Raw genomic sequence first — 16,549 nt, forward strand, 5'->3', positions numbered from 1 at the left:
TCAGGTACAAACCTTACTGACCATCTTTCAGTTTCAAACATCAATCTCACTGAACAACTATTTGAAAGTACCAACCTTTTCTAATCCTGTTTAAATACAAAAAACCGCTGATATTTCAGCGGTTTTTTTATATTAGATTTCTTCACCCCCAGATGGGAGAAATACAAAAAATCTAAATAAATAGGTCTAATAAAAAGTCATAAATAAAATTTATGCTTAATAATAAATGCACCTTATTTAAGATAAATCCCAGCGAATATACTAGACTAAGGTCTAATATATTTATATCAAAAAATACATTAATGAGAAATCAAAATAAAAGTATAAATCACATCTTTATCATAAAACTAAATATCACCACCACCCTTATCAAAAAATTAAATGCCAACCTCACTTTAAATACAATAAAATCCACACTGAATAAGTTCACAGGCCATGCCTCGTGCATTAAATCTATTCTTTAGCGAAGGATTGCTTAGATGCCTACACTTAATCTTTGAGTGTAAGTATTTAATTATGAAAACACAGCTCAAGACTTATGCCACACGGATTTAAATTTATTGATTTCTTTATAAATATTTTCGTTTAAACAGCATGGTCTATTTTATATTTCATTTATTTAAATGAGATGACGGTTGCTTATTCATAATTTTAAATTGTTAGGATGACATAAATGAAAATTAATTTTTTAATTGCCAGTATATTAAGCATCACCACCTGCTCAGCAATCGCTGCTCCAAAGATCTATGGCGAAATCGATGCCAGTCTCGACTACCTACCAGAAAACAATGCAACCAAATCTGATCGAGATGTATGGAAAGTAAACAGCAATAGTTCATTTCTAGGAATTAAAGGTGAAGAGAAATTAACCGAACGCCTCAGCGCTGTTTACCTAATCGAATGGGCATTTAACGCCGACGGTGATGGAACCGATTGGTCGCAACGTGATCGCTATGTTGGCTTAAAGGATGACAAATACGGAACACTTAAAGTCGGTAAAAACAACTCACCATTAAAAAAATTATCCAGCGCTGTTGATAGCTTCAATAACTACGTCCGCAACACAGCCGACATTACAAGTATCATGCCAGGTGAAAACCGCATCAATAATACTGTGGTATATGAATCCCCCAAATTTGCAGTTGGTAAAGAAGCCAATATTGAATTCAATGCTTTACTTGCAACAGGTGAAGCACAAGGGATCAAAAGCAATCAAGGTGGCGTAACTGTTGATGGTGGGGGCTTAGGTGATGCATGGTCAACATCAATCACCTATGCAGATCCAATCTTCTTGGCAGCGATTGCCTACGACAAAGCGATTCCAAGCAACTTTTTAGGACGCGGGTTCCTCAATGCAACAGATACACATACCGACATAGATAAAGTCTTTGCAGCAGCTAACACTTTACGTCTGACAGGGCGTATCAAACCAATCGATGGACTCGCTTTAAAAGCATTAATCCAAAAATCTGAGGTTGAAGAAGCAAAAGGCAATACTGTCGGCGCAAACAATATTGATGATTCCATAGGTTGGCTGGTCGGTGCAGAATATCGACTCCCAAACCTTGAGAAATGGAATCTAAAAGCACAATACAGTCAAAATTCGACCAGCTTTAAAAATGATGATGCAGACTATGATGCTAAGCAAATTATGGCAGGCGTAGATTATTCATTTAACAAACAAGTAAAAGCCTATGGCTATACAGCCTATGCAACTTTCAAACAAGCAGATGCAAAAGATAAACAACCTGTTGTTGGTACTGGCTTAGAGTTTAAGTTCTAAGCTCCACCACGAATAAAAAGCCAAAATTGATACAATTTTGGCTTTTTTAATACCTATTCATTATTTAAACCTATCAATAATTTTCAATAAATCAAATACAAAAATTTAATAATAAAGCAGGATTTAATCTTCGCTTATTCATCATCCTCAACCAATTATCACAAATCCATATCACGCACCGCTCAAATATCAATCACCAACCACCCATTTTTCAAAAAACATTCACCCTTATATTTAAAAATAAAATCATCGACTTATATCTCTCTATAATAATTTAGCAGCACCTAGTATTTCTAAAATAAATAACTACTTTGCATGTATTTTAAAAATGAATCATAACCATAGATAAGATAATGATATTCTTTTTCTGTTTATTTTTTATGATAAACAACGGATTCCACAATTCAAATTAAAGCTATGCAAAAGTGGTAGAGAGTGCCGCAAGGTTTAAAATACCTCTCCCCCGTCTTTTAAAAGTTTAGGCAACGAAGCCTATATAAAAATATGCACACCCAAAGTTTGCATATAAATATAACCGTTTATGGAGAAACACTTAAAATGTTAAAAGGCATTCTATTAACTGGTACTTTACTGACCTTAGGATTAGGTCTAACGGCATGCAGCAAAAAACAAGGCGAAGTCGGCGAACCTAAACGCCCAGAATGTATTGCACCAGCAAAACCAGGAGGTGGTTTTGACCTGACCTGTAAATTGGCACAAAATGCCTTTAAAGAAACCGAAATACTAAAATCCCCAATGCGTGTCACCTACATGCCGGGTGGTGTCGGTGCAGTTGCATACAATAAAATCGTCGCCAACGACCCTGCCAATGACAATGCCATTGTCGCTTTTTCCACAGGTTCGCTACTGAATCTCTCACAAGGAAAATTCGGTCAATATACTGAAAAAGATGTTCGTTGGTTAGCGATCGTAGGCACTGACTATGGCGTGGTTGCAGTCAATGCAGAATCTCCTTATAAAAACCTGAATGACCTCGTTGCCGCCCTTAAGAAAAACCCTAAATCAGTAAGTTTCGGCGCTGGCGGTAGTGTTGGCGGTCAAGACTGGATGCAAACCGCAATGCTCGCTAAAGCTGCTGGCGTGAATCCAAAAGAAATGACCTATATTGCGTTAGAAGGCGGTGGTGAAGCCGTCACATCTGTTTTAGGCAACCATATCCAAGTGGTTAGCGCAGGTGTTGCTGAAGTTATTCCTCATGTCAAATCAGGTAAGTTACGTGCACTCGCGGTATTTGCACCTGAGCGCCTACCAAATGCTTTAGCTGATATACCAACAGCAAAAGAACAAGGTTTTGACATCCAATGGCCTGTGGTTCGTGGTTACTATGTTGGCCCAAAAGTTAGTGACGAAGCCTATCAATGGTGGAAAACATCATTTGAAAAAATGATGCTTGATCCGAAGTTTGAAAAATCTCGAGAACAATTCGATTTACTCCCGCTTTCTATGACTGGAGAAGAGTTAGATAAATTTGTCATGCAACAGACTAATCAACTCAGAGATTTATCAAAAGAGTTCGATCTCGTTACAAAATAACCCTTAAAGCGATTAGAGCATTTCAATCCTCACATTTTGCTATAGCGAAAAAACTCAGTATTGAAATGCTCCTGAATTTTAGTACAGAAAAGGAATTATTTATGTCCGCAGAAAGGATTTTTTCAGGGACTTTGGGACTCGTCAGTTTAGGTCTTCTTTATTTAGCTTGGGGCTATGTCGCCCCTTTTGCGTATGACCCTTTAGGGCCGCGCCCCTATCCCGTACTGCTCCTATTACTACTGATTGTAAGTTGTTTTTATCTAACATTTAGACCTCAAAAATTAGCTGAGTTCATTGATTTAGGCTACACACCTTCAATTCTAAAAAGAATCGGCTTATTGATGCTGTTTATGCTGATTTACGCGGTAACTTTTGAATTCTTAGGGTTTCCTATTGCGACCGCCATCATGTTTTTCCTTGTCGGCACCCTTTTTGGAGGAAGCATCAAAGCATCACTAATCTCAGGCATTGTCTTTGGTTGTCTTTTATACGGGTTATTTGACTACGTATTAGATGTACCGCTGCCATTGGGATTTTTTAGTTAATCAAGGAAGAATAAATGGAAGTTTATGAATATTTAATGTACGGCTTTCAAGTCGCATTAACACCTCAAAACCTAATGATCGCGCTCATCGGTGCATTTATTGGAACAATTGTTGGACTATTACCCGGACTCGGTCCGATCAATGGTGTCGCATTACTACTCCCTTTTGCTTACGCATTGGGCCTCCCACCCGAAAGTGCGCTAATCCTATTAGCAGCAGTCTATCTCGGCTGTGAATATGGAGGACGTATTTCCGCGATTCTCATCAATGTGCCCGGTGATGCTGCCGCCATTATGTCAACGATGGATGGATATCCACTCGCTAAACAAGGTAAGGCAGGGATTGCACTATCACTTTCAGCTATGAGCTCATTTATTGGCAGCTTAATCGCAATCACGGGAATCGTGTTATTTGCACCACTTTTAGCAAAATGGGCAATTGTTTTCGGGCCTGCTGAATATTTCGTTTTAATGGTATTCGCACTAACGTGTTTAAGTGGCTTAGTGGGCGACCAACCCATTAAAACAGCCATTGCAGCATTGATCGGTTTATTGTTTGCGACCGTAGGTGTTGATGCTGTCACTGGTGTATATCGTTTTACCTTTGGTTCAGTCAATTTAAGCGACGGCGTACAATTTACAACAATTGTGATTGGTTTTTTCAGTATCAGCGAAATTCTAATCATGCTGGAAAAAACAACGGTTGGACAAAAAGCTTTAGGACAAGGCAAGCGCAGCTTATTCAATCTCAAAGAGTTTATGTTCACCTTAGGCACAACGATTCGCAGTTCTTTGCTTGGCTTTATTGTGGGTATTTTACCTGGTGCGGGTGCAACCATCGCCAGTGCAATGTCTTATACCAGCGAACGTAAACTCGCAGGAAAAGATGGCAAATTTGGTGAAGGTGATTTGCGTGGTATTGCTGCACCAGAAGCTGCCAACAATGCGTCAGCATGTGGTTCATTTATTCCGATGCTCACCCTAGGTGTACCCGGTTCAGGCACAACAGCAGTCATGTTAGGCGCTTTGACGCTTTATAACATTACGCCCGGTCCACAGTTATTCACCGAACAACCAACGATTGTTTGGGGACTGATTGCCTCATTGTTTGTGGTCAGTGTATTACTACTCATTATGAACATCTCATTGGTTCGCTTCTTTGCCAAGCTACTGAGTGTGCCAAACTTTATTTTGCTTCCAGCCATCGCAGCAGTCAGCTTCGTGGGGGTGTATGCCATCCATAGCACAGTCTTCGACCTTGTGTTCATGGTGATTTTAGGTATTTTTGGTTATATTTTACGTAAACTTAATTTCCCTTTATCAGCACTCATTCTCGGGTTCGTGTTAGGTGAACTCATGGAATCGAGCTTGCGCCGCGCACTCTCCATTTCTCAAGGTGAACTATCCATCCTATTTGATGGCTATATTACCAAGACCTTATGGATGTTGGCGGGTATCATGATTGTATTACCGTTGATTCGTTGGTTACGCAATCGCCATAAAGCAATTTAATATTACCGACCAATCGTAGACTTCTTTTGATGAAAGAAGTCTCGTGATTACCTCATTACGATTGGTCTACTCTGCGATTACGCATTGTTCTAGTTTATGTGATCTCATTCAATGCAATATCTAAAGTATGCTTTGAGTCTAGCCATCGCCTTTCTTGGTGCTCAGCTTGCACAGTGGTTGCACTTGCCCATCCCTTGGCTATTGGGATCACTGTTTATTACCGCTTTACTGAAAATTAATCACGCCCCAATTGAGTGTCACAGTGCTGCACGCAGTATCGGTTTATCGATTATCGGACTGACTTTAGGTTTGTATTTCACGCCAGAAATGCTGCATCTGATTGCAAAAAATTGGCTCGCATTATTGATTGGTCTACTGTTCGCGTTAATGTTAGGTGGGATTGGTGCTGTCATCTTACAACGTTGGGGCAAAGTCGATTTTAAAACAGCTTGGTTTGCTTCCGCGATTGGCGGGGCAAATGAAATGTCACATTTAGCAGAACATTATGAAGCTCGAGTCGACAAAGTCGCATCAGCACATACTTTACGGGTACTCATGGTGGTGGTGATTGTCCCATTCGCCTATCAGTTTATGGGATGGCATGGCTTTGATGACCATCACATCGACCGTAATATGGAAATGAATTGGTTTGGTTTGGTCCTTTTGGTGATTTTATCTTATCTCGCCAGTCGTATTTTCCAGCACTACAAACTCCCCAACCCTTGGACCTTTGGCGCATTACTGATTACTATTTTTTTTACCGCACAAAATATTCATCTCTCAGCTATACCAGATCCCATTGTGCACTTGGGACAAGTTTTACTCGGCTGGTCACTTGGCAATAAATTTAAAGCTGGATTTTTTAAAACCGCACCACACTATCTAAGTATTGTCGCACTCTGTAATCTTGGCGCATTGGTACTCACAGGCTTAGTTGCATACATCCTAATGCGATGGACAGATATTCCCCTACCGACACTTGGCTTAGGTCTCGCACCCGGTGGTGTCGCTGAAATGACCATTACCGCAAATGTATTACAACTAGGTGTGCCTTTGGTGACTGCATTTCATGTGGTGCGTATGGTTGGCGTATTGGGAACTGTAGGCTATTTATATCTTTTCTTTGAAAAAGTGCTGCAAAAGAAATGAAAGAAATCGTCTTTTAAAAATTAGACGGCAACTATTGTTGATCACCGTTTAGTTCAAAAGTATTTACTCAGAAAATTCAGGCACAAAAAAACCGCAATTAAGCGGTGTTTTTCATTAAGTTGGTGCGCTCAGAGAGATTCGAACTCCCGACCCCTTAGTTCGTAGCCAAGTGCTCTATCCAGCTGAGCTATGAGCGCATTACTTATGTGCCAATGTGGCATGTGTTACTTGTGCAATATTTACTTGGTGCGCTCAGAGAGATTCGAACTCCCGACCCCTTAGTTCGTAGCCAAGTGCTCTATCCAGCTGAGCTATGAGCGCATTAAGTAAAAAATGGCGGTGAGAGAGGGATTCGAACCCTCGGTACAGTTACCCGTACGCATCCTTAGCAGGGATGTGGTTTCAGCCACTCACCCATCTCACCGTAACACGAGCGCAATAATACAAACTAAAACTCCTTTACACAAGGGAAGATCCTGTTTTTTTCTGTTTTTTTATATCAATCAAATATTTTTTAAACGATTTTGGTATTTTTTCAGCATTTTTTGCCTCAACGCTTGTTAATATAGGCTTCTCTTTTATACAGATCCGTGGCGTAAACAGAAACTTGCAATCTTTGACGTGCAGTCGAAGTTTGAATGACTTATGCTAAAGCGATCTGCCAGATGTGAAATGAAACGATATGATTAAAAACTGGGGCGATCCCGAAGCAAAAGCAGAAGCCGAACGTTATGACAACCCGATTCCGAGCCGAACTCTTATTTTAACCACATTAGAACAATTACAAACTGCTCAATCTCATGCAGAACTCGTCGAGTGCTTTAATCTTCAAGATCAAAAAAGTATTGATGCATTAAACCATCGTTTAAGTGCGATGGTGCGTGATGGCCAGTTAATGAAGGATGGCTATAAATTTCAGCCAGCAACAGACCTTCCGAGCCATGAGGCAACGGTATATATCAACAGTAAAGGTCTAGGTACTGCCAATATCGCAGGGCAAAACGACATCCTCCTAGCTGAACGTGAATTGCGACTGGTCTTTAATGGCGATCGCGTCAAGGTTCGTCAGACCTCAGTCGACCGTAAAGGTAAGGCTTGGGGCTTTATTAGCGAAGTGGTTCAACACCGCGTTAAACAGATTATTGGTAAAGTCATTGAACATGATGGTGAATATTTTATTCAACCCAGTAATCCCAATCAGCACCAACCAATCACCTTAGAAAAAGAACTGATTGAACATGCCAATGCAAAAGTTGGTGATATGTTGCGTATTGCGATTGATGACTACCCTACACGTGAAGAATTAGCAACAGGTCATGTGATTCAATCCATGGCAGATAAAGCGGATACCGAAATTATTATTCCGCAAACGATTTTAGAATTTGGATTACCTTACGAGTTTCCAGAAGCGGTGATTAAAGAGGCTGAAAGCTTCAAAGAACCGTCTGCACAAGACCATAAAGGACGTGTGGATTTACGCGATCTGCCATTAGTCACTATTGATGGTGAAGATGCGCGTGACTTTGACGATGCCGTGTATGCAGAAAAACGTCCTGGTGGTGGCTATCGTGTGGTGGTGGCAATTGCCGATGTCAGTCATTATGTCCGTTTAGATTCAGCTTTGAATGAAGAAGCAGAAGACCGTGGGACATCAGTTTATTTCCCACACTTTGTTTTACCGATGTTGCCTGAAGCATTGTCAAATGGACTGTGTTCTTTAAATCCGCACCTTGACCGTCTATGTATGGTCTGTGATTTAAAACTGTCTCGTGCAGGTAAAGTGACAGGTTATGAATTCTACCCTGCGGTGATGCATTCCAAAGCACGTTTGACTTATACCCAAGTCAGTGAATATTTTGATGGTACAACAGATGCGATTCCACAAGATAAAAGTATTCATAAATCACTGAACACCCTGTTCCAACTTTATCAAACCCTAAAAGGCTTACGTGCAGAACGTCATGCAATGGAATTTGAAACCATTGAAACCTATATGACCTTTGATGAATTGGGTGGTATCAAAGAAATCTTGCCGCGTACGCGCAATGTTGCTCATAAACTGATTGAAGAGTGTATGTTGCTCGCCAATGTCGCGGCAGCAGAATACGCTTTAGAACATGATATTCCGATGCTCTATCGTGTGCATGAAGCGCCAGAATTTTCACGTATTCAAAAAGTGCGTGATTTTGTGAAATTACTCGGTCTACCATTCCCAGAACAACCGACCCAAGCAGATTATCAACGCGTAATCGAAGCGACCAAGGATCGACTGGATGCACCAAGTATTCATGCGGTGTTATTGCGCTCAATGATGCAAGCATACTACGGCGCAAAAAACTCGGGGCACTACGGTTTGGCATATGAAGCGTATACGCATTTCACCTCACCAATTCGTCGTTACCCCGATTTATTGCTGCATCGTGCCATTAAAACGCACTTGCAACAAAAGCCACACACGCTTTCTGGCGCAGCCTTGGATGATGCTGGTGAGCATTTCTCTCAAACCGAACGTCGTGCCGATGAAGCTTCACGTAGTGTGACCACATGGTTGAAATGCCACTATATGCAACAGCATTTAGGTGACGAGTTTGTTGGCCTGATTAGTGCTGTGACTGAGTTTGGTTTATTTGTCACCCTTAAAGACTTGTATGTGGACGGTATGATCCATGTCAGCCAACTCGGTGAGGATTATTTCCTCTATGATCAAGCCAGCCAAAGTCTGGTTGGACAAAACCGTGGGCAAGCCTTTAGTTTAGGTGATGAAGTCAAAATCAAAGTCGCTGGTGTGAACTTGGAAGAACGTAAAATCGACTTCCAACTGATTCAGCAATTGACGCACTTGGGTCGTGTGATTCGTCAAAAAGCACCACGTACTGCTTCAAACAAAACCCTAACCACTGAAGAAGTATTTAGCAAAGCACCTATCATCGCTCAACTCAGTGAAGATGGTGAAAAGCCCGTTGCTAAAAAGAAGAATAAGGACAAAGCTAGTCCTTACGCAAAGAAACCAAGCAAAAAGAGCGCTTCTAAGCCTGAAAGCAAAGAAAAGGTGAAGAAGAAAGCAAAACCAAAAAAGAAAAAGTCAAATACTAAGCCTAAAGCTGAGTAGTCTATAAAATAAGAGAGCTTCGGCTCTCTTATTTTTTGTTATATAATACATAGTTAAATAATGTCAAAATACAAATAAAATCCTAATGTCTCATTATAAAATCACAAAATATTATTATCATTACTATGTACTCGTTTGTTTATTCTTTTTGAGTATTAGTGCGGCTATTTATATATTTAAAGGGAACTTTTCACCTACATTAACAGTAAAGTTTGTCGCCTTGGTAATTGCTAGCTTTTTCTATGTATTGCTCATGCTTTACTTTCTCAATTTGAAAATGAATCAGGAGTGGGTGATTCCACGACAATGGCGACGCGTACAAATGCAGCCTAGACTTCACGTGTTAGTTATTTTTCCTTTATTTATTATTCCGTTACTCTGGCTCAACTTAGCAGGCACCCTTCCAATGCTATGGACGTATATGGTCGGACAACCTCAAATCGTGGAAACATCAGCCACTGCCGTAAAAAAACGCTCCCGAAATGCAGATTTTTATTCTTTCCAAACAGTTTATGCAGGAATTCCTATTTTTAGAATTACTTTGAATGAATATGAAGCGTATAAAAATTATCATCTCAAATTAAAGTTAATTACTCGCCAAAGTCACTTCGGCACATATATTCTATCAATTGATGAAATTCAGATCACAACGCAAAACCTAACGAATAAATAAAAAATCAACCTTGATTTATCAACCTTTAAGCCCTACATCTATAACTATGTTTAAAGATGATATGGCAAAAATAGAATGACACTACAGCAAGCAACGCTTCCCGTTCCTCAATTTGATCAAATTCAACTTGCCGAATTAAAACAACAGATTGAACAAAGCATTCAAAATGGTCAGAACTTCTTAACTCACCTAAGTGAAGCCCCTCAAGATACCAAAACTCAATTGGTAACATTGACCGAAGTTGATCAGCTAGAAAATAACATGAGTGAAGCATGGGGCATTTTGTCGCATCTCAATGCTGTCATGAATAACCCTGAAACCCGTGAAGTATATCAATCACTATTACCGAGCTTGAGCGAATACTACACACAACTTGGACAGCACGCGGCGCTCTATCAAACCTATCAACAGGTTCATGATAACGTTGCGTTCCAAACCCTCAGTGAAGCACAACAAAGTGCCATTAAACTGGCGCTACGCGACTTTAAACTTTCAGGTGTGGCACTCGAAGGCGAAGCCAAAAAACGCTATGCGGAAATCTCAGCACGCTTATCTCAACTCTCTTCAGATTTCTCTAACCACGTGCTGGATGCCACTCAAGCTTACTTCAAACCTTTAAATGAATCACAACTAAAGGGCTTACCACAAAGCAGCATCGAGTTACTGAAACAATATGGACAACAACGTGAGCTTGAGCAAGCAGTTGCGACACTCGACTTCCCTGCTTATTTCGCGATTATGACTTATGCCGATGATCGAGCATTAAGAGAAGAGTTGTATAAGGCCTATGTAACACGTGCATCTGAGCAGTCTGATAAAATCGAGTTTGATAATACGCCTGTGATGGAAGAAATCCTCAGCCTGCGTCAGGAAATGGCACAATTACTTGGTTTTAATAATTTTGCAGAATACTCACTTGCCAGCAAAATGGCACCTGATGTTGAAACAGTCGATAAGTTCTTAGTTGATTTGGCTGAACACGCTCGCACACCTGCCCTCGCAGAAGTTGCTGAACTTAAAAGCATTGCCCAACAAGATGGCGTTGATGAATTAAAACCGTGGGATGCAACCTATTATTCTGAAAAGCTGAAACAACAACAATTTAATTTATCTCAAGAAGCACTTAAACCTTATTTCCCCGCATCAAAAGTTGTTCAAGGTTTATTTCAGATCGTGCAACGCCTGTATGACATCCAAATCATCGAACGCCAAGCACCTGTTTGGCAGAATGATGTGCGCTATTTTGAAATTGAGGATCAAGGGCAAGTCATTGGTGGCTTCTACTTTGACTTATATGCCCGCAACGGTAAACGCGGTGGTGCATGGATGAGTGGTTTCCGTTCCCGTGTGCAAACCGCAACAGGATTACAAAAACCAATCTGCTATATGGTGTGTAACTTTACTCCACCGATTGGTGATCAACCTGCACTACTCACCCATGATGAAGTGATTACCTTATTCCATGAGTTTGGTCATGGCTTACATCACATGCTCACAGAAGTGGATAATATCTCAGTTGCTGGTACACACGGCGTCGCATGGGATGCGGTTGAATTACCAAGTCAGTTTATGGAATTCTGGGCTTGGGACAATGAAAGTCTAGACGTGCTCAGTGAACATACTGAAACCAAGCAAACTTTACCGCAAGAATTGTTAGCTGCATTGTTGAACGCACGTTTCTTCCAATCAGGTATGCAAACGCTACGTCAGATTGAATTTGCATTGTTCGATCTGACCATCCATCGTCAGGCACCTGCATTAAACAGCCAGCAGATCCAAGCAACCTTGGATGATATCCGAGATAAATTTGCGGTAGTTCCTGCTGTTGCTTATAACCGTTTTCAGCATAGCTTTAGTCACATCTTCGCAGGCGGTTATGCGGCAGGTTATTACTCGTATAAATGGGCTGAAGTTTTAGCGAGTGATGCCTTTGATCGCTTCGAAAATGAAGGTATTTTTAACACCGAGACAGGAAAAGAGTTTCGGCAGTTTATCCTAGCAGTTGGCGGAAAAGATACAGCACTTGATGCGTTTCGCAATTTCCGAAAAAGAGAACCGAAAATAGATGCATTATTGCGTCATCAAGGTTGGACGAACGCTGATAAAACCGCTTAAACTACGTCATTATTGTTCACAGGGTGGTATTAACTGACATGAAAAGACAGTTCATCGCGGGTGCAAAATGCCCCAAATGTGGCGCGTTAGATCGTGTGGTTAAGATCACTACTGTGGATGACGAGTGGATTGAATGTATCGAATGTGCTTATAGCGAAAAACGGCCAACTCAAGTGGATGAACCTGAAATCGCAGAGCCAGATGAAATTGGGGTGATACAGTTCAAACCTCGTCATTTTGACTAGAAGGTTAAAAAAAATGACGTCACCCGACCAAACCAAAAATACTAAACTATTGTGGATGATCATTGCTGGTATTAGCATCATTGTGGTTTTGTTTTTTGCAATACAATGGTTTTTGGCAAAGAAGAATCTACAGCCCAGTAAGAACTCAGATCAACCTATCGCTGAGGAAACAATTGCTTCACCAGATGAAGTAAGTAGCGCTGCCTCTGAGATCACCACAATGACTGAGAACGAAGCCACCGCATCGATTCAATTAGTACAAGAGTCATTAATAAAGGAACCATTACCGACCAATGACAGCTTAGCCAAAGAAGAAATCGCTAAATTAGATGATATTCACCATCAATTAAAAGATCAGCAAAAAGATTTAAAACAGCAACATGAAGATGTCGATGCGCTGCTCAGGCTGAAAGAGGAACAAATTAAATTATTAGAGGCTCAAATTCAGCAAGCTCAATCATCTTAAAAGCGTTTTCGCTATTCCCATTTTGCTAGAATGAAGATCTCCTTCTAGCATTGTTATTCTATGTCCAGTATCGGTCAGCGCTATCCAGTACCCATTGCCATTGCATGTCTCATGCTCTCTGCACTTTTATTCTCAGTGATGGGGATCTGTATTCGCTATGCATCTCATACCGTTGATAACTATACAATCGTCTTTTTTCGAAACATCGTTGGACTCATTCTGTTTATCCCCTTTATCTTTCAACAAGGTTTTGGTTTTGTAAAAACAGAAAAACTATGGATGCATACATGGCGCAGTTTGATCGGGCTTGCAGCTATGTATGGGTTTTTCTATGCCATTGCGCATCTAAAACTCTCCAATGCCATGGTATTTACCTATTCATCACCCATTTTTATTCCACTCATCGCATGGTTATTTTTAAAAGAACGAATCACAGCAGCGATGCTTTGTGCCGCAGCTTTAGGATTGATTGGAGTTATTTTTGTTGCCAAACCTGATCAAGGCTTGCTGAACTGGATTGCGGTGATTGGGATGGCATCAAGTCTATTTGCTGCACTGGCCTTTGTCACTGTACGAGCACTTACTCGGACAGAACCACCTGAACGAATTGTGTTTTATTTCTGCTTGATTGGTTCATTCCTTTCTGTGATTCCGATGTTTTGGGTTTGGCGCCCATATCACCTCAAAGAGTTATTTTTCCTAATCAGTGCAGGTATCCTTGCCAATACTAGCCAAATCTTTATGTCACATGCTTATCGCCTTGCGCCTGCTGGTCAGATTGCGCCAGTGAATTATATGGCGATCATTTTTGCTGGCATTTGGGGATTTTTTCTTTGGCAAGAAATCCCCGATATATATAGTTTGATTGGGTTTGCTTTTATTCTAGTGGCGATTTTGTTATGTAGCCCATTTATACAAAAACAAAAGTAATTAAAAAACCATAACTCTTGGCTAACCAGTTTTTGTTCCAGTGAATACCCCTTACGCCCAAATAAATGTTCAATTCAATCAATACACAATTGTTCAGTGCATAAAAAAGCACCCGAAGGTGCTTTTTTAATGAGTTACTTATTGATACCAACCGAACAACTTAAAGTAATACGGTACGTACGCAATAATTAACATCGCAGGAACCATCACTAGTAACGGTAAGATCCAGCGCTCATAGCGATAGTAGAACGACAGATGCTTCACTTCTGCATCAGCGGCCATGACTTCATCATCACCAATCGCTTGTCGTGCCAATAGATGGTTTAAAGCAACAGGTGGTGTGACATAACCCAACTCAAAGCCAGTTAAAGCAATCATCCAGAAGTGGACAGGATCAATACCATACTGATAAGCCACAGGTGCAACAGTTGCGGAGATAAGAATGACCGCACCGAACGGATCCATGATCATACCGACCAAGACCATAAACACCACAACTAAGGAAATCACCACGAACATACTACTGATGTCACGCGGGAAAGCTTCCATGACCTCAATATGTTCGAGGAAACCACCGACACTGACCGAAAGCGCCATCAAAATAACTAATGCACCAATATGCCCAACGGTTTCTGTCGTTGAGGTATGTAATGCTTTGCCAAATGGAACACGACGTTCAGGATTACGTGGATCATCCGATGGATTCACTGGTGGTACTGGTTGAGAACCATCTGATGGTGCTGTATAGGTATTTAAAGTACTGTCCCAATGCCCAACCGGTGCAAGTGGTGCAGGTTCTTTACGTAACTTATCAAACAATACCATCAACAATAGAATCACTGGCATCATGACAGGTGCAGTAAATTCATTTAACTCAGTTGATAACGCATGCTTATAGAACAACCAAATCAGCACAAAAATCACGATATACGGCGCTACAGGAACAAATGCACGCAGTGATTTCGGTAATGCAATTTTTGGAGGTGCAATACGGAATTTCTGCTCAGCAAAGAATAATGCAATCACCAAGAATAAGGTTGATGTCAATAAGAAGACATACATACCATGTTTATAAAGTAGGTCTGTTGTCACCTCTTTGTTTAAAGATGCCACAACCACAATTAATAAACACGGACGTAACACAACACCAAGCGAGCCTGAGAGCGCAGTTGCTGCTAATGCAAACTGACGACGACCACCTGCGTTCCAAACTTCTTTATAAATGATCGCACCCGCAGCAATAACGAAGATACCAGATGCACCGGTATACGCTGTTGGTAATGCAGCAGCAATCAAAATAAGCCAAGTTAAGGTTTCAGGTGCTAAGTTCCACGGACGTAAAATATTTAAGAATAAATCAACAATACGTGTTTGCTTAAGCAACATACCTGCCCAAATAAACAAGGCAAGATTTAAGAAAATATTTGCGAATTCAACCAACTGACCAAGGTAGATCCCTTGCCCCATCGGATAATCCATAAAGAAGGTGAATGCAATCCCCGTAATAATCGCCATATATGCATACAATGGGATACTGAGGAAGGCTAAACCAATATTTCCACCTTCACGTGTTGGTGGTGGTGACTTCACTAAATGGAATAAACTAATTAATGTAAGTACTCCAAATAGAATCATCCAGAGCCAATAAATAATATTCATTCCTGAGGCGAAAGGAACACCAGAATTCAGGACAGAATGATATTGGCTGTACACTGAGTAGGTGAGTAAACCATTACCCAACAACATCGCAGTGTTATAAATACGGAAATCAATTTTAGTCGCAGGACTACGTAAACCAATATGATGTGATTTTATCGTCGCACTGATTGCAGCAAATAAAACCATAATCACTAAAAATAAAGCGCGATTCTCGGAACCAAATTTAAAAACACCAAAAAAGGATGTTTCGATATTTCGATAGGTCCGGACGCTTGGATTGGCCTCAATATGTGCCATCGCTTTATCATAGAATTGATATTTTTCTTCACACTGTTGCTTTGCAGCAAGCAATGACGAACGAACATCCGATTCTGATGCAGCACCAAACATACTGGCAAATTCATCCGCAGCATTGATCTTCATCTGCTCTTGAACTTGCGCATCGATATTTGGATTAGTATCACAGGTTGGCTTCGTCGGTTCAGCGCGTAGAAACGAATATTGCATACCAGTATTAGGATCGCCATATAAACGCTCCCCCATACGCAATAACTGACCATGAATCATCTCACCAGTACCAATAACGAGCGTCATTAATAGTAAGACGAGAACCACAAAGGTCGATATCCACTCTGTCCAGATATAACTCAGCAGACCTAATCCAGACTTTTTCTCTTGATCATTTTGCATGTCTATTCCAATTTATTGTTTTCAACATCCATCCAAAGATGTTGAATCATGCGATATCCATGGTTGATAGATAAATGAATTTACCCTTAGAATCACCAGTCCCTTTTAAACCGCTTAAAT

General features: G+C 40.7%; 12 protein-coding genes and 3 tRNA genes. 11 read left to right on the plus strand and 4 right to left on the minus strand.

Features of this window, described 5'->3' with window-relative positions:
- Positions 1-673: 673 nt before the first annotated feature.
- From F903_RS00300 to F903_RS00320, 5 genes are all read left to right on the plus strand, one after another.
- Complete coding sequence (locus F903_RS00300) at positions 674-1,783, plus strand: porin (RefSeq protein ID WP_005193659.1); 1,110 nt, start codon at positions 674-676, stop codon at positions 1,781-1,783.
- Positions 1,784-2,341: 558 nt separating this feature from the next.
- Positions 2,342-3,337: a tripartite tricarboxylate transporter substrate binding protein gene (locus F903_RS00305; RefSeq protein WP_005193661.1), complete on the plus strand. Its 996-nt coding sequence runs from the start codon at positions 2,342-2,344 to the stop codon at positions 3,335-3,337.
- A gap of 101 nt (positions 3,338-3,438) precedes the next feature.
- Entirely contained in the window at positions 3,439-3,882 is a 444-nt protein-coding gene (locus F903_RS00310) for a tripartite tricarboxylate transporter TctB family protein (protein WP_004672951.1), read from the plus strand.
- Positions 3,883-3,896: 14 nt separating this feature from the next.
- The gene (locus F903_RS00315) at positions 3,897-5,393 is read left to right on the plus strand and encodes a tripartite tricarboxylate transporter permease (RefSeq protein ID WP_005193662.1); all 1,497 of its coding nucleotides are present in this window, start codon (positions 3,897-3,899) and stop codon (positions 5,391-5,393) included.
- Between the two features lie 111 nt (positions 5,394-5,504).
- Positions 5,505-6,542: an AbrB family transcriptional regulator gene (locus F903_RS00320; protein WP_005193663.1), complete on the plus strand. Its 1,038-nt coding sequence runs from the start codon at positions 5,505-5,507 to the stop codon at positions 6,540-6,542.
- 120 nt (positions 6,543-6,662) lie between these two features.
- Here the strand turns inward: F903_RS00320 and F903_RS00325 are convergent.
- The 3 genes from F903_RS00325 to F903_RS00335 form a co-directional block, all read right to left on the minus strand.
- Positions 6,663-6,739 (minus strand) — tRNA-Arg (locus F903_RS00325).
- A gap of 47 nt (positions 6,740-6,786) precedes the next feature.
- A tRNA-Arg gene (locus F903_RS00330) sits at positions 6,787-6,863 on the minus strand.
- Between the two features lie 13 nt (positions 6,864-6,876).
- Positions 6,877-6,966: transfer RNA gene (locus F903_RS00335), tRNA-Ser, on the minus strand.
- A 258-nt stretch (positions 6,967-7,224) separates the two neighbouring features.
- Between F903_RS00335 and rnr the strand changes: the two genes are divergently transcribed.
- From rnr to F903_RS00365, 6 genes are all read left to right on the plus strand, one after another.
- Entirely contained in the window at positions 7,225-9,651 is a 2,427-nt protein-coding gene (gene rnr / locus F903_RS00340; protein ID WP_005193664.1) for a ribonuclease R, read from the plus strand.
- Between the two features lie 85 nt (positions 9,652-9,736).
- On the plus strand, positions 9,737-10,324 hold the full coding sequence (locus F903_RS00345; protein WP_005193665.1) for a hypothetical protein: 588 nt from the start codon (positions 9,737-9,739) through the stop codon (positions 10,322-10,324).
- Between the two features lie 75 nt (positions 10,325-10,399).
- Positions 10,400-12,439, plus strand: a complete 2,040-nt coding sequence (locus F903_RS00350; RefSeq protein WP_005193667.1) for a M3 family metallopeptidase — start codon at positions 10,400-10,402, stop codon at positions 12,437-12,439.
- A gap of 38 nt (positions 12,440-12,477) precedes the next feature.
- Positions 12,478-12,684: a YheV family putative metal-binding protein gene (locus F903_RS00355; protein WP_004672960.1), complete on the plus strand. Its 207-nt coding sequence runs from the start codon at positions 12,478-12,480 to the stop codon at positions 12,682-12,684.
- A 13-nt stretch (positions 12,685-12,697) separates the two neighbouring features.
- On the plus strand, positions 12,698-13,150 hold the full coding sequence (locus tag F903_RS00360) for a hypothetical protein (protein WP_005193668.1): 453 nt from the start codon (positions 12,698-12,700) through the stop codon (positions 13,148-13,150).
- A 60-nt stretch (positions 13,151-13,210) separates the two neighbouring features.
- Positions 13,211-14,080 carry a DMT family transporter gene (locus tag F903_RS00365; protein WP_005193669.1) on the plus strand — a complete coding sequence of 290 codons (870 nt, stop codon included), beginning with the start codon at positions 13,211-13,213 and terminating at the stop codon, positions 14,078-14,080.
- A 138-nt stretch (positions 14,081-14,218) separates the two neighbouring features.
- Here the strand turns inward: F903_RS00365 and F903_RS00370 are convergent, their stop codons facing one another.
- Positions 14,219-16,429, minus strand: a complete 2,211-nt coding sequence (locus tag F903_RS00370; RefSeq protein WP_005193671.1) for a TRAP transporter large permease subunit — start codon at positions 16,427-16,429, stop codon at positions 14,219-14,221.
- Between the last annotated feature and the right edge of the window lie 120 nt (positions 16,430-16,549).

Origin of the sequence: Acinetobacter sp. NIPH 298, assembly GCF_000369505.1 — a bacterium.
Classification (GTDB): domain Bacteria; phylum Pseudomonadota; class Gammaproteobacteria; order Pseudomonadales; family Moraxellaceae; genus Acinetobacter.

Coding starts and splice junctions, on each gene's coding strand:
- F903_RS00300 (WP_005193659.1), top strand. CDS start 674: ATGAAAATTAATTTTTTAATTGCCAGTATATTAAGCATCACCACCTGC.
- F903_RS00305 (WP_005193661.1), top strand. CDS start 2,342: ATGTTAAAAGGCATTCTATTAACTGGTACTTTACTGACCTTAGGATTA.
- F903_RS00310 (WP_004672951.1), top strand. CDS start 3,439: ATGTCCGCAGAAAGGATTTTTTCAGGGACTTTGGGACTCGTCAGTTTA.
- F903_RS00315 (WP_005193662.1), top strand. CDS start 3,897: ATGGAAGTTTATGAATATTTAATGTACGGCTTTCAAGTCGCATTAACA.
- F903_RS00320 (WP_005193663.1), top strand. CDS start 5,505: ATGCAATATCTAAAGTATGCTTTGAGTCTAGCCATCGCCTTTCTTGGT.
- rnr (WP_005193664.1), top strand. CDS start 7,225: ATGATTAAAAACTGGGGCGATCCCGAAGCAAAAGCAGAAGCCGAACGT.
- F903_RS00345 (WP_005193665.1), top strand. CDS start 9,737: ATGTCTCATTATAAAATCACAAAATATTATTATCATTACTATGTACTC.
- F903_RS00350 (WP_005193667.1), top strand. CDS start 10,400: ATGACACTACAGCAAGCAACGCTTCCCGTTCCTCAATTTGATCAAATT.
- F903_RS00355 (WP_004672960.1), top strand. CDS start 12,478: ATGAAAAGACAGTTCATCGCGGGTGCAAAATGCCCCAAATGTGGCGCG.
- F903_RS00360 (WP_005193668.1), top strand. CDS start 12,698: ATGACGTCACCCGACCAAACCAAAAATACTAAACTATTGTGGATGATC.
- F903_RS00365 (WP_005193669.1), top strand. CDS start 13,211: ATGTCCAGTATCGGTCAGCGCTATCCAGTACCCATTGCCATTGCATGT.
- F903_RS00370 (WP_005193671.1), bottom strand. CDS start 16,429: ATGCAAAATGATCAAGAGAAAAAGTCTGGATTAGGTCTGCTGAGTTAT.